Origin of the sequence: Bradyrhizobium sp. 1 (assembly GCF_023073315.1) — a bacterium.
GTDB lineage: Bacteria > Pseudomonadota > Alphaproteobacteria > Rhizobiales > Xanthobacteraceae > Bradyrhizobium.
Map to the genome: position 1 here is coordinate 16716 of NZ_JADPJH010000034.1, position 21785 is coordinate 38500.

The following is a 21785-nucleotide window of genomic DNA, read 5'->3' on the forward strand; positions in this document are numbered from 1 at the left end:
GGACCATCGCCGTGAAACGGAACCTCACCATTGCGCTGCTTGCACTCGCCGCGATCCTGACCGGCTCAGGTCTCTGGTTCTTCGGCCCCGACCGGAAGCCGGCGGTAGCAGCCGCGCCCGTGCCCGCCGCCGTACCAGTGGTCGCCGCCACCATCACGGGCAAGGACGTTCCGATCTATTTGCGCGGCATTGGCACGGTGATCGCTTACAACACCGACGTCGTCCGCAGCCAGATTCAGGGACAGATCATCAAGATCGCCTTCACCGAGGGACAGACCGTCAAGGCTGGCGACCTGCTCGCCCAGATCGATCCGCGTCCGTACGAGGCACAGATCGAACAACTGACGGCCAATCGCGACAGGGACCAGGCGCAGCTTGCGAACGCCGAGGCCAATCTCTCCCGCTACAACCAGCTCGGCGACAAGGGCTATGCGACCCCGCAACTGATCGAGACGCAGACGGCGCAGGTGGCGCAGCTCAAGGCCGCTGTGAAGGCGGACCAGGCGCAGATCGACGAGGCCAACGTCCAGCTCAGCTATACCAGCCTGACGTCGGCCATTCCCGGCATCACCGGCGTCCGCCAGATCGATGTCGGCAACGTGATTCATCCGACCGACGCGAACGGTCTCGTCGTCGTCACCCAGATCGAACCGATCTCGCTGCTGTTCACCCTGCCACAGACGGATCTGCCCGTGATCCAGGAGCACGCCGCAAAGGGTGCGCTGAAGGTCATCGCCTGCAGCCAGGACAACAAGATGAAGCTCGACGAAGGCACGCTGCTGCTGGTCAACAACGAGATCGCGGGGACGACCGGCACCGTGCAGCTCAAGGCCGTGTTCCCGAATCATGAGCACCGGCTGTGGCCGGGCCAGCTGGTGAACGCGCGTCTTCTGCTCGAAATTCAGAAAGACGCGCTCACTGTCGCCGGCTCGGCCGTGCAGCAGGGGCCGAACGGCAGCTATGTCTATGTCGTGGCCAAAGACCAGACGGTCGCCTTGCGGCCCGTTCACGTCGCCCAGATCAGCGATGGCCAGGCCCTGATCGACAAAGGGCTGAAATCAGGCGACATCGTCGTGACCGACGGCCAGTACCGGCTCACGGAAGGCAGCCGCGTTCACGAACTGCACGGCAAGGCCGCGCGCGAAGCCGACCTGCAGAGCGCCGTGCAGGACGCGATCCCATGAACCTCTCCGCGCCCTTCATCCTGCGGCCGATCGCAACCGCCCTGCTGATGGCGGGCCTGCTGCTGTGCGGCCTCGCGGCCTATCCGCTGCTGCCGGTCGGCGCGCTGCCGAACGTCAATTACCCGACCATCCAGATCTCGGCGCAACTGCCCGGCGCTGACCCCGGAACGATCGCATCGTCGCTCGCCACGCCGCTCGAGCAGCAGCTCAGCCAGATCCCCGGCGTCACCCAGCTCACCTCCTCCAGTGCGCTCGGCGTCGCCCAGCTCACGGTGCAATTCCAGCTGTCGCGCACGGTGGACAGCGCGGCAGTGGACGTGCTGGCCGCGATCAATGCCGCGAGCCCTTTCCTGCCGCCGAACATTCCCTACCCCCCGACGATCAGGAAGGTGAATCCGGCGGAGACGCCGATCATGCTGATCGCGCTGACGTCGGACTCGCTGCCGCTAACCACGGTCGATGCCTATGCGGAGAACATCCTGCTGCCGAAGATCTCGCAGGTGCCGGGCGTCGGCCTCGTCGGAATCGGCGGCCAGCAGAAGCCCGCGATCCGCGTTCGCGTCAATCCGCAGGCGCTTGCCGCCCGCGGCATCGGCCTCGAAGACGTCCGCAACGTGATCGCCGGCGCCAATGTCGACCTGCCCAAGGGCACGCTCAACAGCCCGCGCGTCACCTATACACTGAACACCAACGATCAGCTGCTCAAGCCCTCCGCCTATGAGGACCTCATCATCGCCTATCGCAACGGCTCGCCGGTGCGGATGCGCGACATCGGCTCAGCGGTCGACGGGCCCGAGAACGATCTGCTGGCCGGCTGGTACGGCAAGGAGCCCGCCATCATCCTGGCGGTGCAGCGCGTTCCCGGCGCCAACGTCATCGAAACCGTCGACCGCATCAAGAAGCTGCTGCCGCAGCTGCAAGCCTCCGTTCCGCCGGCGATCAAGGTGACGATCGCCGCCGACCGGACCGCCACCATCCGCGCCGCTGTCTCCGACGTTCAATTCACGCTGATGCTGACGGTCGCACTGGTGGTGATGGTCATATTCCTGTTCCTGCGAAATTTCTGGGCCACCGTCATCCCGGCGATCACGGTTCCCCTGTCGCTGGTCGGCACCTTCGCTGTCCTCTACGTGCTCGGCTACAGCCTGGACAACCTCTCGCTGATGGCGTTGTCGATCGCGGTCGGCTTCGTGGTCGACGATGCCGTCGTCGTCATCGAGAACATCGTGCGCCATCTCGAGCAGGGCATGACGCCGATGGAGGCCGCGCTCAAGGGTTCCAGCGAAATCGGCTTTACGATCGTCTCCATCACCCTCTCGCTGATCGCGGTGTTCATCCCGCTGTTCCTGATGGGCGGTTACGTCGGCAAGCTGTTCCAGGAATTCGCCGTCACGATCACCGCTTCCCTGCTGCTCTCGCTCATCATCTCGCTCACGCTGACACCGATGATGTGCGCGCGGCTCCTGAAGGACGAATCACGCAGGAAGCATGGCCGCGTTTACCTCTTCTTCGAACGTGGTTTCGATGCCCTGCTGGCGCTCTATGCGAAAGGCCTGCGCATCGTGCTGCGCCATCGCTTCGCGACGCTGCTGGTGATGCTCTCGACCGTCGCGCTGACCGGCTATCTCTACGTGATCATTCCGAAAGGTTTCTTCCCGCAGCAGGACACGGGGCAGATCGTCGGTATCACCGAGGCCGCACAGGACATCTCCTTCCCCGCGATGTCCGAGCGCCAGCAGGCGGTCGTCGACATCCTCTCGAAGGATCCGGCGGTGCAGTCCGTCGCGAGCTATATCGGTCCGGGCGGCCCGACCGCGACGCTCAACCAGGGACGCATCTTCATCGTCCTGAAGCCGAAGCCTGAGCGCAAAGCCAGTGCAGATCAGATCATCGAACGGTTGGGACCTGCGCTCGCCCATATCCAGGGCATCAGGCTTTACATGCAGGCGGCGCAGGACATCACCATCGGCGCGCGGCTGTCGAAGACGCAATATCAGTACACGCTGACGGACGCCGATTCCAACGAGCTCACCAATTGGTCGGCGATCTTCCTGGCAAAACTCCGCGCGCTCGACCTCATCACCGACGTCGCGAGCGACCAGGCCAATGCCGGCCCGCGGCTGGAGGTCACCGTCAATCGCGAGGTCGCATCGAGCTTCGGCATCCTGCCCACGACGATCGACAATACGCTCGACGACGCATTCGGCCAGCGCATCGTCTCCACGATGTTCACCTCGCTGAACCAGTACCATGTCGTGATGGAAGTCGATCCGCGCTTCCAGTACGGACCGGAAGCGCTCAAGGACATCTACCTGAACTCGGCCACTGGCCAGCAGGTGCCCCTGAGCACGCTGGTTCACACCGTGATCAAGCCCGCACCGATCCTGATCAACCACCAGAGCCTGTTTCCCTCGGTGACGATCTCGTTCAACCTGAAGCCCGGCGTCGCGTTGGGCGATGCTGTGACGGCGATCCGGAACATCGAGACGAGTACCGGCAAGCCCCCCTCGCTAACGGCCTCCTTCCAGGGCAATGCGCAAGCGTTCCAGTCCTCCCTGTCGGGCACGCCGCTATTGATCGGGGCGGCGCTGATCGTGATCTACATCATCCTCGGCGTGCTCTATGAGAGCCTGATCCACCCCATCACAATCCTGTCGACGCTGCCCTCGGCCGGCATCGGCGCGCTGTTGCTGCTGCTGGCGGTTCACATGGATCTCAGCGTCATCGCCATCATCGGCATCATCCTGCTGATCGGCATCGTCAAGAAGAACGGCATCATGCTGGTCGATTTCGCCCTCGAAGTGGAGCGCCGGCAAGGGCTCAGCCCGGAGGAAGCGATCTACCAGGCCTGCACGCTGCGCTTCCGCCCGATCCTGATGACGACGATGGCGGCGCTGCTCGGCGGCGTGCCGCTGATGATCGGCAGCGGCACCGGCGCGGAGCTGCGCCAGCCGCTCGGCTACACCATCGTCGGCGGCCTGATGCTGTCGCAGGTGCTGACGCTCTACACCACGCCCGTCGTCTATCTCTATCTCGACCGGCTCAGCAACTGGCTCACCGGGCGCAAACCGCGGGCAGCCGGGACATCCACCCCTTCCACGACCGAGGCAGATACGGGACTGAGCCATGAATCCGCTTGAGAAGGTCACCGCCCGGCATCACGCCGGAGAAGCTGGTGACCATTACGGGCGGCGTGACGACACCCGCCGCAGAGATGGCTCAGGCCGCGGGCAACAAGCAACCCGATCGCGGCTTCGTGCGTTTTGACAAAGCGCCTGCGAAAACACAAAAGACCGTTCTTCGGCGTCGCGATAGACGTTCCGCATGATGCTTGATCGCCTGGATGGCTCTAACCCCGTACAGCCCCAGCGATGGTGGCGCCGTGTGCTGCCTATCCAGACAATACGGGATCGCATCCTACTGTGGGCTTGGGGCAGCCTCGTTTTGACCCTGCTGTCCTTCGCCTGCTCGCTGCTCGGAGACAATTTCACGGCAATCGCTTTCGCCGCTTTTCTGGCCGCTTCGCTGACGCTCGTCGGCGCGATCATGGATATCACGGCCCTGAAGAAGGCCCATACCGAGCTGGAGCGGAGCGAGCAGCGTTACCGCCATTTGTTCAGCCGCATGCCGATCGCGTTCCGGCAGCTCGACGCCAGCAGGCTGGTCGTGCTGTTCCGAAAATTGAAAGCCGAGGGCGTCGAGGACCTCGGCCCCTATTTCGACAGCCATCCCGAGTTCCTGCGGACCTGCATGGACGCGCTCTCGTTTCAGGAGGCCAACGAACGGGCCATCCAGATGTTCGGAGGCGGCGTCGACGACTATGTCGGACGTTCCATGGCCGAGACCTGGAAGGAACGTCCCGACACGTTCCGGCGGGCCATGGAGTCCCGTTATCGCGGCGAGACGAACTTCGAGGAAGAGACCAGGATGGTCACGTGGGATGGCCGCGTCGTCGACGTTCTCTTCACGACGGCCCGGGTCGGCCCCATCAACGATCTTGAAGTCAGCCTGGTCGGCACCATCGACATCTCACAGCGTGTTCGCGCCCAGCAGAAGCTCCAGCACGTGCAGGCCGAGTTCGCGCATGCCGCGCGCGTCTCGATGCTCGGCGAATTGACCGCGTCGATCGCCCACGAGGTCAACCAGCCGCTGGCCGCCATCGCCACCAACGGCGCCGCCGGGCTGCGGTGGTTGAACAGGCCCACGCCCGATATCGTCGAGATCCGCAAGGCCATCGAGAACATCGTCGTCGATACCCAACGCGCCGCGAACATCGTGGCGCGCGTTCACGGGATGGCCTCCCGGAAAGCCCCCGAGCAGACATCCCTGTCGTTCGACGAGATCATTCGTGAAGCGCTTCTCTTCCTTCGACACGAGATGGAATCCCGCAGCGTAACGATCCTGCACCAGCCCGATCCGAGCGCGCCGCAGGTACTCGGTGACCGCACCCAGCTGCAGCAGGTGATCGTCAATCTCGCCATCAACGCGGTGCAGGCGATGACGCAAGCAGGATATGACGATTGCAGGATCATCATCAGCACGGTCACACAGGACGCCGCAACGTTGTGCTGTTCCGTGGAGGACAACGGTCCCGGCATCGCCGCCGAGCATCTCGATCGGCTGTTTGAAAGCTTTTTCACGACCAAGGACAGCGGCATGGGCATGGGACTGCCGATCTGCCGGTCGATCGTCGAAGCGCATGGAGGCCGGATCGGCGCCGAAGGCAATGGCGCGCATGGCGGCGCCCGCTTCTGGTTCACGCTGCCGATACCCGTTTCGCCGGCGGATTCGCCGCGCTGCGACCTCCAGGCCGATACGTGATCGCGACGTCTCCGGCGCGGCTGCTATTCCCCGGTAGCTGCCGAACGCACAAGGCGGATCGGGACGCCCTTGTATGATGGCGTGAAGCTGAGGGGGTCGCGGGCATAGAGCGGGACCAACGGATTGGTCTCCGGATAGTACGCCGCACAGCAGCCGGTCGGAAAGGAATAGGCCACGACGCGGAAGTTGCGCACGGTCCGCTCGGCGCCGTCGGTCGAGGCGGTGATCAGGTCGACGCGGTCGCCGTCGGCAAGCCCGCGCTTCCTCAACTCGTATTCGTTGAGGAAGATCACGTCGCGCTGGCCGAACACGCCGCGATAGCGGTCGGACAGCGAGTAGAGCGTGGTGTTGTACTGGTCGTGGCTGCGGATGGTGGTGAGCCACAGGGAATCCGGGTCGGTCTGCGGCGGATCCTCGCCGCAGCCTGGGAAGACCAAAAAATTTGCCTTGCCCGACGGCGTGGCCCAGATGCGCTCGCGTGCCGTCGAGGTGAGATGAAAGCCACCTGGGACGCGGATGCGGGCATTGTAGCCCTGGAAAATGGGCAACACCGCCTCGATCGCATCGCGGATGCGGTCGTAATCAGTCACGAAGCCGTCCCAATCGACCACCGTGCGCTCGCCCAGCGTCGCCTTGGCGACGCCGGCGACGATCGCGATCTCGCTGAGGAGATGCTCCGATGCCGGCTTGTTGCGGCCGCCGGACGCATGCACGCCCGGCGGGCTGAAGCAGTCAGTGCGTTCCTGAAAAAGGAAGGCTGTTCCCGAAAGCTGTGTCGGCAACCACGAACTAGGGTGGGCGTCCGGAGCTCTTCGCCGCAGCGGGCTTTCGACTATTTTCAGGAGCGACCCAATGTTTTCACGACGAGATTTGCTGGCCATGTCCGCGGCAGGCGCCGCCATGGTCGGGTCCGGTGCGCAGGCCGCAACCTTCGGCAATCCGGACGAGCCGCCGCAAGGCGCTATCAACGCCAAGAGCCCCGGAAGCCTGACCGATCCCGGTCCGCAAAACCCGGAGCTCGCCAAGCAGTTTCCCTCGGCAACAAGTCCGCCGGCGACCGATGTCGGCGGCTTACCGATGAACTGGGCCTCGTTCAACAATGCGCCTCGGCGCATCCAGGACGGCGGCTGGGCCCGTCAGGTCACGGTCGCGGATTTCGCGATCTCGAAGGAGATCTCCGGCGTCAATATGCGGCTCTCCGCCGGCGGTATCCGAGAGCTGCATTGGCATCAGGCCGCCGAATGGGCGATCATGACCTACGGCAGCTGCCGCGTTACGGTGCTCGACGCCGAGGGCCGCCCCTATGTGGGCGACCTCAAGGCCGGAGACCTCTGGTATTTTCCAGCAGGCGCGCCGCATTCGCTACAAGGACTGGGGCCGGATGGCGCCGAGTTCGTGCTCTGCTTCGACGATGGCCACGCGAATGAGTTCAACACGCTGCTGGTGACGGATTGGTTGGCGCACACGCCGCCGGATGTGCTTGCCAGAAACTTCGGAGTGTCGGCCGAAACCTTCGCCAAGATCCCCCTGCACAATCTCTGGATCTTCCAGGGCACGGTGCCCGGCGATCTCGCGGCGGATCGAGCGGCCGTCGCTAAACATGCCGAGGCGGTGCCCTACCCGTTCATTTACCCGCTGGGCAGCGCGCCCCCCTTCAAGGAAAGCTCTGCGGGAAGTATCCGCGTGGCCGACAGCAGCAACTTCAAGGTGGCAACCACTGTCGCGGCAGCGCTGGTGACGATGCCTCCGGGCGCAGTCAGGGAGATGCACTGGCACCCGAACGCCGATGAGTGGCAGTATTACATCAAGGGCAAGGCGCGGATGACGGTGTTCGACACCGGCCCCAACGCGCGGACGACGGATTTTGCGGCCGGGGACATCGGCTATGTCCCGCGCAATTTCGGACATTACGTCGAGAACATCGGCAACACCGAGGTTCAGTTCGTCGGTGTCTTCCGCGCGCCGCGCTATGAGGAGGTATCGCTCTCCAACTGGTTGGCACACACCCCGCCCGGACTGGTCGCCCAGCACTTCAACATCGACGAGAAGGTGGTCGCCAAATGGCCGGACACCGGTCCAGGCATCATGCCGAAATCCTGACCGGGCAAGGTCCCGAACGACAAAGGCGCCGGAGCGCCTTTGTTTTGTCCGCTGGGCCGCAAACCTTGCGAGGCCGGGCCGCCGGTTAGTAGTGATCGACCGCGGAGACTGCCTCGCCTCTCCATCGGCGAGGCCATCGCGCGCGCGCTTCCGCGAACGAACGTCCTTTTGCCGAATGGCATGGCGCCTCGGCCTGCGACGTGGCTTCAGTGCGGATGGCCTGGATGCCGGCACAGCCAGAGAACGCACGCCGACGATGCAATCGGCAGAGCGAGGCTCCAGGGTCCCAGCCATCTCGTCACGCAACCACCGACAGCGGCCCCGAGCAGAAACATCAGGCAGAGCATAAGCATGACTCTGGCGCCACGCGCCGCATCGAGATCGGATGCCTCAACAAGCTGGTCGATGGCTCGCAACATATTTCCCGTGACGGTGACCGAGAGATACTTCCAGCCCCCGACCTGCCTGAAACTCGCCGATTGCAACGCGACGCCGAAGGAGATGACGAGGATCGTAATCTGATCGGAAATGCGATGGAGCAACAGCATCGCCGCGGCCAGGCAGACGATCTCTCCGACAAGACAACGCAGAGCCGCCCGGGTGTAGACTGCCACCACCGCCCCCAGGACGAAGGCCGCGAGCGGAAGCAGATGTTGAAGCGCGCGCTGCCATTGCCCGGACAGGGCATAAACGCCGATGAAGACGACATTGCCGGTCTGCGAACTCGCGAAGGCACCGAGCGACATCCATGTAAAGGCGTCGAGGAAACCTCCGGACATGCTGAGCAGAGAGGCAACCAGCAGCGATCGCTCCGGAGCGTAGACCTCGACGCTTGTCTCGGCCAAGGGCTCCGTTGATGCGGCTTGCATCGCCATAGTCGCCGGTCCGCGAGTCAGCAGCCGGCGCGCGGCGCGGCCTCTTCAGGCAACAAAACGCGGCGCGGATGCGTGAAGACGCCGTATCCGTCGTCGCGGGCGACGGCGAGAAGCGTGATTCCCGCTTCATTCGCGGTCTGGATCGCGAGCGCGGTCGGCGCAGAAACGGCGACGATAACAGGCACGCCGATCATCGCCGCCTTCTGCACCATCTCTATCGAAACGCGGCTCGTCAGCAGCACGGCGCCATCGCGGGCCGAAATGCCGTCGCGGACGATTGCACCCGCGAGCTTGTCGAGCGCATTGTGCCGACCGACATCCTCCCTGACCAGCACAATGCCGGTGCGAGGACGCCAGAGGGCCGCCGCGTGAACGGACCGCGTGTGCTGATTCAACGTCTGCAGGGGAGACAGCGCCTGCATGGCGTTCAGCAGATCCCGTGCGTGAAAGGCAATGCCGGGGCTCTCGACCCGCGACGGCGTGCGACGCGCCTGCTCGAGACTTTCGATGCCGCATCGCCCGCACCCGACCGGACCGATGATGGCGCGGCGGCGCGCGGCCAGTATCGCCGCGCGGTCACCATCGAGCCACATCCGCACTTCCATGCCGAGCTCGTTCGAGATCAGCTCGATGCTCCCTATCTCGCTTGCGCGGTCGATGATGGCCTCGGTAAGGCTGAAGCCGATGCCGAAATCCTCCAGATCAGCCGGTGTCCCCATCATCACGGCATGGGTCGATCCGTTGTAGGTGAGCGCGACGGCGCTCTCCTCGGCGATCAATCGCGACGTCGATTTCGTCCGGCCGCCGCGCCAGGCGATCTCCCGGTGCCGCGTGTATGTCGAGCCCGTCATCATGGTCACACCGTCTTGTTCCTACACGATCGGACCGCTTCGGCCGGTCTCGTACAGGAACCAGACGCGCCGCTCCGTCTCGTCGATCCAGTTTTCCAGCAGGCTTGCGGTCGCGACATCACCGTATTCGTCGCAGAGCTCGTGGACCCGGCGCATTTCCCGCGTCAGCTGCTGATTGTCGCTGCGTAACTCGGCCAGCATGTCCTGCGGATCGACATAGTCGGCGTCGTTGTCGAGGATGCGCTGCTCGCGCGCGATCTGGCCGATCGAGCGCAGCGTCGTTCCGCCGATCTTGCGCGCCCGCTCGGCAATGTCGTCGGTCATGGCAAAGATCTGCTCGGCCTGCTCGTCGAGCAGGAGGTGATAGTCGCGAAAGTGCCGGCCCGACACGTGCCAGTGGAAGTTCTTGGTCTTCAGGTACAGCGCGAAGACGTCGGCCAGCAGCGCCCTCAGCGCGGCTGGAACGTCCCGGTTTGCATTGGCTCCGAGATCGGTCGGGCTTTGGAGGTCCGCCTTGGTCATTGTCGTCATCCTTCTTGGAGGGTTGGAAATTTTTCAGCCACGCGTTTCGCCGGCGCGCGAAGCGCTCATTCCGCCGCCGTCGTCCTGCTCTTTAGTGGAAAGAGTGCGATCGTCCCGAACACCCCGTCGCGGCGGACCAAGGCGTGGAACAGCGCTGCCGCTACGTGCAGCAGCACGAGGGCAAAGAACGCGAGGCCCAGATAGACATGGGCATTCCACAGCAGCGTGTGGACGCGGTCGCTCTGCGGCAGCAACGCCGGAATTTGAATGCCGCCATACAGGACGACCGGATAGGCCGCGGCCCAGAGCATGCCGAGGCCCAATAGCGGCATGACGATCATGCAGCCATAGAGGAACAGATGCGACAATCTCGCTCCCAGCTTGATCGTTGGCGGAAGATCAGCCGGCAATGGCGGTGCGCCGTAATGGCGCCGCAGAGCCAGCCTGATCATGACGAGGATGAGAAGGGTGACGCCGAGCGTCTTGTGGATCATGATCAGCGGCAGATATGTCGGCGCCACGGTGGAGACCATGCCGACGCCGATGAAGAGCATGGCGATGATGCAAGCTGCCATCAGCCAGTGCAGAAGCCGCTGGATCGGGGCGAAACGACGGGGAGCGCTCATGGCTTGGCCGCCCCGGTTCGCGGATAGTCGCCGGCTTCGGCCGCGCGCAAATCGTAGGACTTGCGATAGACCGAGGAGCGCGCGGCGGGGAAAGGATCGTCCGACAGCCGGATGCCCCGCGGCAGGACGGTCGGATCAAAGTTGATGTCGCGGCAAGGCCCGTCCTGCTCCGGTTCGATCCGCTGCACGACGAGCGTTCCGACCTGCACCGTACGGCGACCTTCGGGCCAGGCCTTGCTCGGGTCTGCGGTTGGATCTCCGGGATCAGCGACCGTCGTGACCATCGTCCAGCGTTGCGGGCCGGCGATCCGGACCCGCTCCGTGATCTCCTGCTCGAGAAAATCCGGGCCGCGGCTTTGCAGCTCGGCTTGCGAAACCGCAGTGCCCTTCGCCGTCGGCAGCAGCGACCATCGCACCGCATGCTCGCCGCCCTTTGCATCCGTAAAGATGAAGCTGTTGAGCCCGTGGTAAGGCTCCTCCGCATAGCTGGTGGTCCACGGCGCCGTCTTGGCCCAGGTCGCGAAGGCCGTGAATTCCGGATTGGCCTGGATGAACATCTTCATCGCCTCCGGGTCCTTCTTGCCCGATGCAATCAGCAGGTCGTGAAACGCTTGCGGCGTCGACACTGCAAAGATCGGCGGATTGATCAGGGCCATCCGCCACTCCTCGCCGTCCGCCGCGGCGATCTGCAATCCCAGGCCCCGCACGCGCACGGTCGCATCCACGGCGTTCGGATCGGCGGTGCCAAGATTGAATCGGCCCAGCGCAGCATACGTGCCTCGCTCGAAGACCCTCGCGCTGGAAAGTTCCGCGCCGTTTCCGTTCGCCTCGAAGACGCCGGTGAAGCAGATGCCCTTGGCATGATTTCGCCGGTGCCCGAACGGCGCGCCGCTCGGAGGCGTCAGCGCCGAAATCATCTGTTCCGGCGTCAGGCGCCCGGGCGAGAGCCACCCTGCAGTGTATGCGAACGCGGCAGCGCTGCCTCCAAGGACCGCCGCGATCAACACGAGCGAGCCTGATCCGGAGCGCGACGGGTTGCCTGACTGGTTCATCGCTTCTCCTTGCAACGTGCGAACCCGCCGACGACCGGTCACACGGCCCGTCCTGTCGAGCGGCTCAGGTTCCTTGTAGCCGGCAGCCACGGGCCCGATCTTCTGAATCCCACCGGCATTTTCGTGAAGGCACGCCCGGCGTGCTCCGGTCCGTGAGGAGGTTCGTCCGGACCCGCTTCGGGCTTTCTGGAAATATTCCGTGCGATCTGAAAAACATCCGCCGGGCTCGAAAGACCCATCTGGTGCCGGGGCCTATGTCAGATGCTCTTCGCGCAAGGCCAGCGGTCGATCGCCGAATGATGAACGGGTCGCGACGGCGCTGACGTCCTTGCGGAAGCTGGAATGCGATTGGGGATCGAATGAGCAAAGTGATCGTCGTCACAGGAGCTGCAAACAGCATCGGACGAAGTACCTGCAGGAAATTGGCGCAGGCCGGCCACACGGTCTACGTTTCGATGCGGGACATCGATGGCCGCGACGAGCACGGTGTCGAGGCGGCCGGGACGCACGGCACGGAACTCCGAACCATCGCGTTCGACGTCTCCTCGGAAGCCTCCGTGAACTCGGCCATCGATGCCATCGTCGCCGAGAACAATCGCCTCGACGTGATCGTGCACAATGCCCGGCAGGTCGTCTACGGACCGGCGGAGGCCTTCACGCCGGATCAGCTTGCCGAACTCTACGACATCAACGTGCTGAGTGCGCAACGGCTCAATCGGGCCGCATTGCCGCAGTTGCGCAAGCAGGGCCAGGGCCTGCTGATATGGATCTCGTCGAGCAGTGCGCGTGGCGGCTCGGTTCCTTTCCTGGGGGCGTACGCTTCGTCAAAGGCCGCGCTGGATGCGCTGGCGCTCGGCTATGCCGGCGAGCTCGCGCGCTGGGGCGTCGAGACCACCATCGTCGTCCCCAGCGCGCTCGGCCCCGGCCACTACATTCGCTCCGGCCGGCCGCTGGACACTGTTCGGGCCGAGGAATACGCGGATGGCCCGACCGCCGACGTCAGCGAAATCGCGCTATCGGCACTTGCGCAGCTTCCGGCGAAGGATCGAACGCCGCAGGACGTTGCGGCTGCCATAGCCGATGTCGTCGATATGCCGTTCGGACAGCGTCCGCTGCGCGTTCATTTCGGTCCGGACGACGACGGAGCCGCAGCCGTCGACGCCATCGCCGACAGCGTCCGTGCGGAACTGCTCCGCCGGATCGGACTGGAAGACATCCTCAAGCCCGCCTTTATCGGATAGCACGCTCTTCGGAGCCCCAGACGAAAGTGATAGGCGGCAATCCTTTACCCTGAAACTGCCGGATGTTACCTTTGAAGGCCACTACGTTCACACGTCTTGGTGTGCATCCAAGTCATGGAACGTGACGAAGCGTGCGCCGGGGTTGATATCCCCAAATGGCCCCCCGCTGGCAAAGCAACAACATGATGGCCACTGCCGGCCGCTCCGACCAAGACGAGTCCGTCCGGGAGATCTTCCTCTTCGGGCCGTTTTACCTCGACGCCTCGCAGCGGCGGATTGAAAGAGACGGGAGCCCGCTTCAACTGTCGGGCCGGGCATTCGACATCCTGCTCGCGCTGGTCCGGCAGGCCGGCAACGTCGTCAGCAAGACGGATCTGATTGCCAAGACGTGGCCGGGCGCCGATGTCGAGGACAACAGCCTGCGTGTCCATATCGCCGCACTCCGCAAGGCACTCGGAGACGGCAACGGCGGCGCCAGATATCTGAGCACCGTCTCCGGGCAGGGCTACTGCTTCGTCGCTGCGGTCTCGCGCCCGGACCACAGGCAATCTGCACTGATCAATCCGACCTATGACCACAATTTGCCGGCGCATCCCCGATACATGGTGGGGCGTGAGCAAACCATTCAGGACATCTCGGACAAACTGAGAGCGCAACGTTTCGTGACGGTCGTCGGCCCGGGCGGCATCGGCAAGACCACAGTTGTCGTGTCCACGGGCCATGCCCTGCTCGCGGAATTCGCCGGGTATGTCCACTTTGTCGGTCTCGGCGAGACAGACAACGCCGCACTGGTACCGGCAATCGTCGCATCTTCACTCGGGTTTCTGGCTCGATCGAACGATCCGACCGGCGGCCTCGCGACCTTCCTGAGCGACAAGCGCATGCTGCTGATTCTGGACTGCTGCGAGCATGTCATCGAAGCTGCGGCGGCGCTTGCCGAACGGCTCTATCAGGCAGCACCGGGGCTGCACATCGTCGCCACGAGCCGGGAGTTGCTGCGCGTCGAGGGCGAGTTCATATACCGGCTCCAGCCCCTGCCGAGCCCGCCGGAGAATGCCGCTCTGAAGGCCGCGACTGCCATCGCCTACCCCTCGGTGAAACTCTTCGTGGAGCGTGCGACTGCGGGAGGCGGCGAGTTCGCGCTGACGGATGCGAACGCCTCTGATGTCGGCAACCTCTGCCGTCGGCTCGACGGCATCCCGCTGGCCATCGAGCTTACCGCCGGCCATGTGGGCGCATACGGTGCGAGAGCGATGGTGCAACTCCTCGACCAGCATCTCAATCTGCTATGGGAAGGGCGACGCACCGCGCTGCCCCGACACCGGACGCTGCGTGCAACCATCGAATGGAGCTACAATCTTCTATCCGAACCGGAACGCATGATTCTCGGCCGGCTGTCAGTGTTCGTCGGCAGCATGACCCTGGATGCTGCCCGGTCGATTGCCGCGGCCACGGAGGACGACGACACGATCCTGGCGATCATCGATGGCCTCGTCGCCAAGTCGATGCTTGCACTGAACACCGGCTCGCAACCGACCCGCTACCGCCTCGCCGACTCGACCCGGGCCTACGCGCAGGAGAAACTTGCCGCCAGCGGAAACGCCGGCGCGGTCTCGCGACGTCATGCCTGCTACTTTCTCGATCTCCTTGAAAAGATCGGCGGCGAATCGGACCGGGACCTTTCGGCGGCCGCCGACGAGCTCGGCAACATACGCGCAGCATTGACATGGTGCTTCTCGGATCAGGGAGACCGCAGAGCCGGCGTGGCCCTCGCTGCAGCAGCGATACCGCTGTTTTTCAAGCTCTCGCTCCTGGCGGAATGCGAGCTCTGGGTCACGCGCGCCATCGAAGCACGCGATGAAACCAATGGAAGCATCCGGCACGGTCTCGCTCTTCACACTGCGCTGGGGGCCGCCCGCACGCTCACGGGACGGCTGGATGAATTGGGCGCAAGTCACCTCAACCGGGCGCTCGAACTGACGGAAAAGATCGGCGACATACCTGGGCAGATCCGTTTGATCGACCAGTTGCATCTGCTGAAATTGTTCGGCGGCAAGTATGATGACGCGTTCGGCATCGCCAAACGCGGCGAAGCCATTGCCCTCGCGGGCAACGATTCCGTGGCGCTGGCGCGCATGCGCTTATTGCTCGGCATCTCCTGCCAATATCTCGGCCAGTTCGTTGCCTCGCGCTCATACATCGAAGCGGCGCTGCTGCACCCGGGCCTGGAGGGGGAGGTCCATAGCCGCCTCACCCTCGAATATCCCAAACGCGCTCAAATCACCCTCGCGCGCGTCCTCTGGCTTCAGGGATATCCCGATCAGGCGATGCAAGTGGTGCGCCGGGCCATCTCGGATGTCATCGCGGCGAACCATCCGGTCATGTTCTGCCGGGCGCTGCCATGGGCATTCGGTGTCTTCTTCTGGAATGGCGACATGGAGGCTTGCGAAGAGCATATCGACAGGTTCGTCGTGGAAGCCCGAAGGCACAATCTCGCCGTGCTCCAGATGGTCGGCGAAGCCATGAAGGGGATTACGCTGCTGGCCCGGAGCGAGACCGGTCTCGGGCTCGCCATGCTGAGAGGCGCGATCGAGAAGCTGCAGAGCCAGAGCTTCGGTGCGGTGGCAGGACTTCGCATGCCCCTCGCCGAAGCCCTGGCGGCGACGGGTCACGGCGACGAAGCCCTGGACACCATTGACCAGGCGATTGCCCAGGCCCGGCATCGCAACTTCATGATGGACATGCCCGACATGTTACGCGCGAGGGCGGAAGCGCTGATGCACAAGCGCAATCCGGATCTGTCGCAAGCGGAGCTGAGCCTCTTGCAGGCGCTCGACGTCGCCCGCCATCAGGGGGCGCTGGGTTATGAGCTTCGCGCGGCCATCGCGCTCGCAAGACTGCGGCAGCGAGGCCGACGCAGCCAGGAGGCGTACGATGTGCTGGCGCCCGTCTATCAGCAATTTACCGAGGGATTCCAGACACGCAGCCTCAAGACGGCAGGGCGATTGCTTGCGGAGCTAACCCCTCAACACTCGTGCTCGCTCGCGGCCAAATGACCGGCGCCGCATCCCTTGCCTACGATCCCAGCCTCGCCATCATTGTACGCGCCTCGCGAAGGTCCTCCGTCTCGAAACCTTCGGTGAACTTGCCGTACACGGACGCGAGAACATGGCGTGCATCGGCCAGATGCCCCTCGCTCATCCTCAATCGTGCCAAGCTGATCGCCGTCCTTAGCTCCCAGAACAACGCGCCCTGGCTCCGCGCCACTTCGAACGCCCGGTCGAACGCCTGCTCGGCAGAGATCGTCGAGCGGCACTCGCCGGGAAGCAGCAGCAATTCGCCCTTGATGCGCCAGAGCTCGGCGACATACCACCCTTCGTCCCGTGCCTCGCATCGTGCGAGCGCCTCGTCGGCGATCGCAAGCCCTTGCGACACCTCGCCGGCCTCGCCGAGACATGCAGCAAGTTCGCCGAGCGGAAGCAGGAAGCGCGGCAGGAAGCGCGCCTCGCCCGCAAGCTCGAGCGCCTTGCGCAGCAGTGGCAATCCGGTCGCGAGGTCGCCGCGGCGCGCGATCAGCAGGCCCCTGAAGGCGCGCGCCCACAGATTCCACAAACGGATCGGGTGACGTTCGGTGTGCTCGATCAGCATCGTGCAATAGCGCCCGGCCGCGTCGAGATCGCCGGCCAGAAAGGCAATCGGGCAGGCTCCCTGGCCGAGGACGCTGCAGAATGTGAGAGCGTGGCCACTCGTCCGCCCCTCCTCGACGTTGTGTTCGACCACGCTCAATGCCTGGTCCGCGAGGCCGAGCAGCCACAGGATCCGCGCCTGGAAGTAGCGCGCAGAGGCCCGCAAGTCGAACCGGAAACGGATGACCTGCGGCTTCGCCGCCAGATCCGACAGGCGAGACAGGGTTCGCCCGATATGATGATGCGCCTGCCGCTGATCACCGAAATAGTGCAGCGCGGTTGCAAGGAGCCGGTCGGCCATCATCCGGTCGACGGAATTGCCGGAATCGGCCACGACCTCCGCGAACCGATGCGCTAATTCGAGGGCCCTGCGGAATTCGCCATTGTTGAATTGATCGATGCAGAGTCCCCAGAGCGCGCGCAACAGATAATCTCTGTCCTCGAGCTGCTCGGCTAACTGCAGGGTTGCAGCCCAGGCGGGGCCGGCCTCGCGAGCCCTGCCAACACCGTACATCAGCGACCAGCCGCGTGCGGCCGACAGCTGCATGCGAAGCCGCGGGGCGTCCGCGGCCGTCGGATCGAGCCGCGCCAATGCGAGTTCGGTCCGCTCGCGGCATTCGCCGAGGAGCGATAATTGCACCCATAGTGGGACCGCAGCCGCCGTCAAGGCCGCACCGACTTGCGAGTCGCCGCCGGACGAGAAGGCCCAATCAAGGCTGGTTCGCACGTTGTCGATGTGCCGACCATAGATGGTGAGCCACTCCGCCTGCGGCCTCACTTCGCTATCGGCCTCGGCGTTGGCGAAGAATCCGATGTAGTACGTCGCCTCGCGGCGGGCAGCGCCGGGATATTCTGCGCTGGTATGCAGCTTCTCCGACGCATAGGCATGCGTGGTATCCAGCAGGCGATAGTGAGGGCTCTCGCCGCGAATATCCGCGAGAACGAGCGACTTTGCCACCAGCCTGGCAAGCTGGCCGGTGACGTCGCCGATGCCATCGCAGGCCACCGCGATCACGGCGTCGAGCCGGAATTCGCCGGCGAATATGCCGAGCTGCCGGAGCAGCCAGGCCTCGTCGTCCGGCAACAGGTCGTAGCTCCAATCGAGCGTTGCACGCAGCGTTTGCTGCCTCGGCAGCGCCGTGCGCCGGCCGGTCGTCAGAAATTTGAACCTGTCATCGAGAAGTGCCGCGATCTTCGGTGGGCTGAGCATGACCGCGCGCGCTGCCGCAAACTCGATCGCCAGCGGAATGCCGTCGAGGCGGCGACAGATCGCTGCGATGGCACCGATGTTTTCCTCGTCGGGCGCAAAGCTCGAACCCAGCGCCCTCGCTCTGCGCGTGAACAATTCCACGGCGCTGTACGCAGACGCGCCGGCGGGCTCGTGCCATGCTTCAGGTGGCACGCCCAGAGGAGGCACGCGGTAGACATGCTCCCCCTCGATGCGTAGCGCTTCCCGGCTTGTCGCAACAATGATCGTCCCGGAACAGCGGCTGACAACCAGCTCGGCCACCTGCGCCACGGCATCGATGACATGTTCGCAATTGTCGAGAATGAGCAACAATGGTCGAGGGCCGATCGCGCGTGCGATGGAATCAGGCGACATCTCCTCGCCCTCGAGCTTGGTGCCAAGCACGCTGGCGATCACCGAGCAGACCAGCTTGGGATCGGACAGCGAGGCCAGTTCGACCAGTAATCGATCCGCAGCGAAGCCGGGCGGTGGCGTTCTGGCGGCCTCGAGTGCCAGTGCCGTCTTTCCGATCCCGCCGGGCCCGACCAGGCTCACGACGCGATAGGCCGACAGCAGCCGCCACAAATGTGCAATCGCGGCGGTCCGGCCAATGAGATCGAACGACGCGCTGGGAATGTTGATCGACGGCAGCAGCTCGGCAGCGGCAGATTGTAGCGGCGTGTCCATATGCCGGATCCGCCACGCTCCCAGCAAACGATAGCCTCGGCCAACACTGGTCGACAGCATGCCGCGGTCAGGACCAAGCGCCTTTCGGATCGCCGCGATATGCACGCGAAGTGCACTCTCCTCGACAAAGACGCCCCGCCAGACCCGCTCCGTCAGGTCGTTCTTGGTGACGAGCTGGCCCTCTGCCTGAACCAATTCCGCGAGAATCTCAAAGGCACGTCCCCCCAAAGGAACGGTCTCTCCCGTCGAGCGCAATTCGCGTCTGACAAGATCGATCTCCCATTCCGCGCAAGTGTAGACGGGACGCTGGCCTGTCTCGGCCATCATTGGGACAGCCCCAAGCAGTTCATCATTTTCGGCCCAGCTTACCACCAAACTTTTCGAAAGACACAGGTCGCCGGGCGGCGGAGCCGCCGACCCCCGTGTCGCAATGCGCGCGCTTCAGCAGCCGCGGCAGATCGATCCTTTCAGCATCTTCTCGAGCCGGGCGTCGTCCTTGTCGATGGTCGGGTCCGAGCCGAGCAACGGCCCCTTCGTCGCGTGACCACCACCGTCCGAAGACGCAAGCGCGGTGCCCAGCGAGTTCGTTCCCGGCGCGGCGGCACTCGTGCCGAGCGCACCGCCGCCCGCCATCGACATATGCGATCCCATGCCGCCACGGGCAGACGCAGCACCCGAGAGCGCAACGCAGGCGACGACGCAAACAACAGCAAATGATCTCATTGCTCACACTCCTCATGTTTAAATTATGCGCCTCCCAGAAACGGACACCGGACGGGATTGACCACCCACAATCGCGCGAGAATTCTGACAACGGTGACAGACTCTTCCCGCAAGAGTGATGCAGATTCGCCGGGACTTTCCGCTCCGCCGACCTACATACCTTTCATCAGAACAATTTTCGGAAACGCCACCAGCCGAGCAGCGATCATCGCCAAGCGACTTCTCCGCACGGAGCGAGCAATGGAGAATCGCTATGAGTGTATTCAAAATACTAATCGCTGCGGCGCTACTCTCAACGGCAACGATATCGTCCGCATCCGCAGCCTGGTCCTTCGCCGACCAGGAGCCGGCAGCCTTTGCATCGATGTACCCCGATCGCGACGTGCTGAACGGTGGCGCGCTGACGCCCGCCGGGCGAATGGGTCTCGAGCGGCCCGGTGGCGCCGCGCCCGTATTCCCCATGGGCCATTTTCACAATCATAACTGGCATCGCTGACGAGACACCACAATCGAGCATCACGCGTCCTGCCAAGATGACGGTGTCCGCAATCCGGGAGTGCGACCGCGCCATGCGGCGCACCCTGCGGGATTCGAAGCAAGGTCGATCACATCGATCCCGCTAGCCGGGCTGGCAACTGCGAAACTTAACAGTTCTTCAGCATCCGTAACCGAGCCCACGGCGCCGTCCGCGCTATAGTCGCGACGCCGACTGCCGCATGCGCTGGTCCGGCGCGCCCTGAGCAGGCGCGGCCAAGTGACGCGTCGTCACGGTCTGGCATGTGCGAAAACCGGCAGCGCCATGGAGGCATCGCTTGATCACGAGCAGAGCTAGCTACTCGATTTCGCACCGTGCGTGGCGCTTGGGAAAGCTCGTCATCTCCTGCGCCGTGCTTGCAGCCGGCAGCGCGTCTGCGGAACCGCAATACGATCCCGGCGCAAGCGACACGGAGATCCGGATCGGCAACATCATGCCCTACAGCGGTCCGGCGTCGGCTTTCGGCATCATCGGCAAGACGATGAGTGCGTATTTCCGCATGATCAACGACAAGGGCGGGATCAACGGCCGGAAAATCAATTTCATCTCATATGACGACGCCTACAATCCATCCAGAGCAGTCGAGCAAGCGCGACGGCTCGTCGAGGACGACGAGGTGCTCGCGATCTTCGCGCCATTCGGCACGGTCAGCAACGCCGCCATCCAGAAGTACATGAACAACCGGCATGTGCCGCAATTGTTCGCCATCACCGGAGCGTCGCGCTCAGCTGATCCCGAGCACATTCCGTGGACCATCGGCTGGCAACCGAGCTACCGAACCGAGGCACGCATCTATGCGGACTACATCCTGAAGCACCATCCAGGTGCCAGCATCGGCATCCTCCACCAGAACGACGATTTCGGGCGCGACTATCTGCTGGGGTTGAAGGACGTGTTCCAGGACAAGTACGCGCAAATGGTGGTCGCCAGCCTGCCATATGAGGTCAGCGTACCGACGATCGAGTCACAAATCGTAGCGATCAAGACCGCCGCACCCGACATATTCATCGACGTCGCCACGCCAAAATTCGCCGCGCAGGCGATCCGCAAGCTCGCCGAGCTGGACTGGCATCCCGTCCACATCGTGACGAACATCTCGGTCTCGGTCGGCGCGGTGTTGAAGCCCGCGGGGCTGGACAACGCCAAGGGAATTCTCAGCGCCGGGTATCAGATGGACGTGACCGATCCGCAATGGGACAGCCACCCGGGCATGCAGCACTTTCGCGCGTTCATGGCGAAATACTATCCGGAAGCGGATCGATCTGAGAGCGGACCGCTGGTGGCCTTCAACATGTCGAGTGCGCTCGTGGAGGTGATCAGGCGCTGCGGCGATGATCTGACGCACGAGAGAATCATGCGCGTGGCCACCGATCTCGATCTCGACATCGAAGGCTACATTCCCGGCATCAGAATAAAAACATCGCCAACGGACTTTCATCCGATCGAGCAGCTCCAGATGATGCGCTTTACCGGCGAGAGATGGGAATGGTTTGGCCCGCTGCTCGATGGACGCGCAGACCAGACGGCGCCCTCGTCCGACTAGGACGCGAAGCTCGCTGTCGGATGAGCCGTCGCTGTTGAATCAACGTCACGCGACGGCTTCGTGCAAAGACGAAAATGTTCGTTCGATCAATACTGCGGATCCGGCACACAC

At 63.9% G+C, this 21785-nt stretch carries 15 protein-coding genes and 1 pseudogene; 8 read left to right on the forward strand and 8 right to left on the reverse strand.

Annotated elements, in window-relative coordinates; translation table 11 throughout:
* Window positions 1-11 precede the first annotated feature (11 nt).
* From IVB29_RS30020 to IVB29_RS30030, 3 genes are all read left to right on the forward strand, one after another.
* Window positions 12-1184, forward strand: a complete 1173-nt coding sequence (locus IVB29_RS30020; RefSeq protein ID WP_247507032.1) for an efflux RND transporter periplasmic adaptor subunit — start codon at window positions 12-14, stop codon at window positions 1182-1184.
* A complete protein-coding gene (locus tag IVB29_RS30025) occupies window positions 1181-4324 on the forward strand; it encodes an efflux RND transporter permease subunit (protein ID WP_247507033.1) in 3144 nt (1047 codons plus the stop codon). The genes IVB29_RS30020 and IVB29_RS30025 overlap by 4 nt, the downstream gene beginning before the upstream one ends.
* A 304-nt stretch (window positions 4325-4628) precedes the next feature.
* A complete protein-coding gene (locus tag IVB29_RS30030) occupies window positions 4629-6005 on the forward strand; it encodes an ATP-binding protein (RefSeq protein WP_247507034.1) in 1377 nt (458 codons plus the stop codon).
* Window positions 6006-6028: 23 nt separating this feature from the next.
* Here IVB29_RS30030 and IVB29_RS30035 read toward each other — a convergent pair.
* Window positions 6029-6718: pseudogene (locus IVB29_RS30035) on the reverse strand (molybdopterin dinucleotide binding domain-containing protein); the annotation flags it as partial.
* A gap of 139 nt (window positions 6719-6857) precedes the next feature.
* On the opposite strand from IVB29_RS30035, the gene IVB29_RS30040 reads away from it, so the two are divergent.
* Complete coding sequence (locus IVB29_RS30040; RefSeq protein WP_247507035.1) at window positions 6858-8105, forward strand: oxalate decarboxylase family bicupin; 1248 nt, start codon at window positions 6858-6860, stop codon at window positions 8103-8105.
* A 206-nt stretch (window positions 8106-8311) separates the two neighbouring features.
* Here the strand turns inward: IVB29_RS30040 and IVB29_RS30045 are convergent, their stop codons facing one another.
* From IVB29_RS30045 to IVB29_RS30065, 5 genes are all read right to left on the reverse strand, one after another.
* A complete protein-coding gene (locus IVB29_RS30045) occupies window positions 8312-8980 on the reverse strand; it encodes a YoaK family protein (RefSeq protein ID WP_247507036.1) in 669 nt (222 codons plus the stop codon).
* A 17-nt stretch (window positions 8981-8997) separates the two neighbouring features.
* Window positions 8998-9834 (reverse strand): formate dehydrogenase accessory sulfurtransferase FdhD, encoded by an 837-nt coding sequence (gene fdhD, locus IVB29_RS30050; protein WP_247507675.1) that lies wholly within the window; start codon window positions 9832-9834, stop codon window positions 8998-9000.
* An 18-nt stretch (window positions 9835-9852) separates the two neighbouring features.
* Window positions 9853-10353, reverse strand: coding sequence for a DNA starvation/stationary phase protection protein (locus IVB29_RS30055; RefSeq protein WP_247507037.1), 501 nt, complete (start codon window positions 10351-10353; stop codon window positions 9853-9855).
* 65 nt (window positions 10354-10418) lie between these two features.
* Window positions 10419-10979 carry a cytochrome b gene (locus IVB29_RS30060; RefSeq protein ID WP_247507038.1) on the reverse strand — a complete coding sequence of 187 codons (561 nt, stop codon included), beginning with the start codon at window positions 10977-10979 and terminating at the stop codon, window positions 10419-10421.
* Window positions 10976-12031 carry a catalase family peroxidase gene (locus tag IVB29_RS30065; protein ID WP_247507676.1) on the reverse strand — a complete coding sequence of 352 codons (1056 nt, stop codon included), beginning with the start codon at window positions 12029-12031 and terminating at the stop codon, window positions 10976-10978. Before IVB29_RS30065 ends, IVB29_RS30060 begins: the two co-directional genes overlap by 4 nt.
* A 359-nt stretch (window positions 12032-12390) precedes the next feature.
* On the opposite strand from IVB29_RS30065, the gene IVB29_RS30070 reads away from it, so the two are divergent.
* Complete coding sequence (locus tag IVB29_RS30070; protein ID WP_247507039.1) at window positions 12391-13272, forward strand: SDR family NAD(P)-dependent oxidoreductase; 882 nt, start codon at window positions 12391-12393, stop codon at window positions 13270-13272.
* Window positions 13273-13454: 182 nt separating this feature from the next.
* On the forward strand, window positions 13455-16328 hold the full coding sequence (locus IVB29_RS30075; protein ID WP_247507040.1) for a winged helix-turn-helix domain-containing protein: 2874 nt from the start codon (window positions 13455-13457) through the stop codon (window positions 16326-16328).
* Between the two features lie 19 nt (window positions 16329-16347).
* Here the strand turns inward: IVB29_RS30075 and IVB29_RS30080 are convergent, their stop codons facing one another.
* Together IVB29_RS30080 and IVB29_RS30085 are read right to left on the reverse strand one after the other, a co-directional pair.
* The gene (locus IVB29_RS30080; protein ID WP_247507041.1) at window positions 16348-19200 is read right to left on the reverse strand and encodes a winged helix-turn-helix domain-containing protein; all 2853 of its coding nucleotides are present in this window, start codon (window positions 19198-19200) and stop codon (window positions 16348-16350) included.
* Window positions 19201-19314: 114 nt separating this feature from the next.
* Entirely contained in the window at window positions 19315-19596 is a 282-nt protein-coding gene (locus tag IVB29_RS30085) for a hypothetical protein (RefSeq protein WP_247507042.1), read from the reverse strand.
* A 253-nt stretch (window positions 19597-19849) separates the two neighbouring features.
* Between IVB29_RS30085 and IVB29_RS30090 the strand changes: the two genes are divergently transcribed.
* Together IVB29_RS30090 and IVB29_RS30095 are read left to right on the forward strand one after the other, a co-directional pair.
* Window positions 19850-20092: a hypothetical protein gene (locus tag IVB29_RS30090; protein WP_247507043.1), complete on the forward strand. Its 243-nt coding sequence runs from the start codon at window positions 19850-19852 to the stop codon at window positions 20090-20092.
* Window positions 20093-20456: 364 nt separating this feature from the next.
* A complete protein-coding gene (locus tag IVB29_RS30095; protein WP_247507044.1) occupies window positions 20457-21674 on the forward strand; it encodes an ABC transporter substrate-binding protein in 1218 nt (405 codons plus the stop codon).
* Window positions 21675-21785 lie beyond the last annotated feature (111 nt).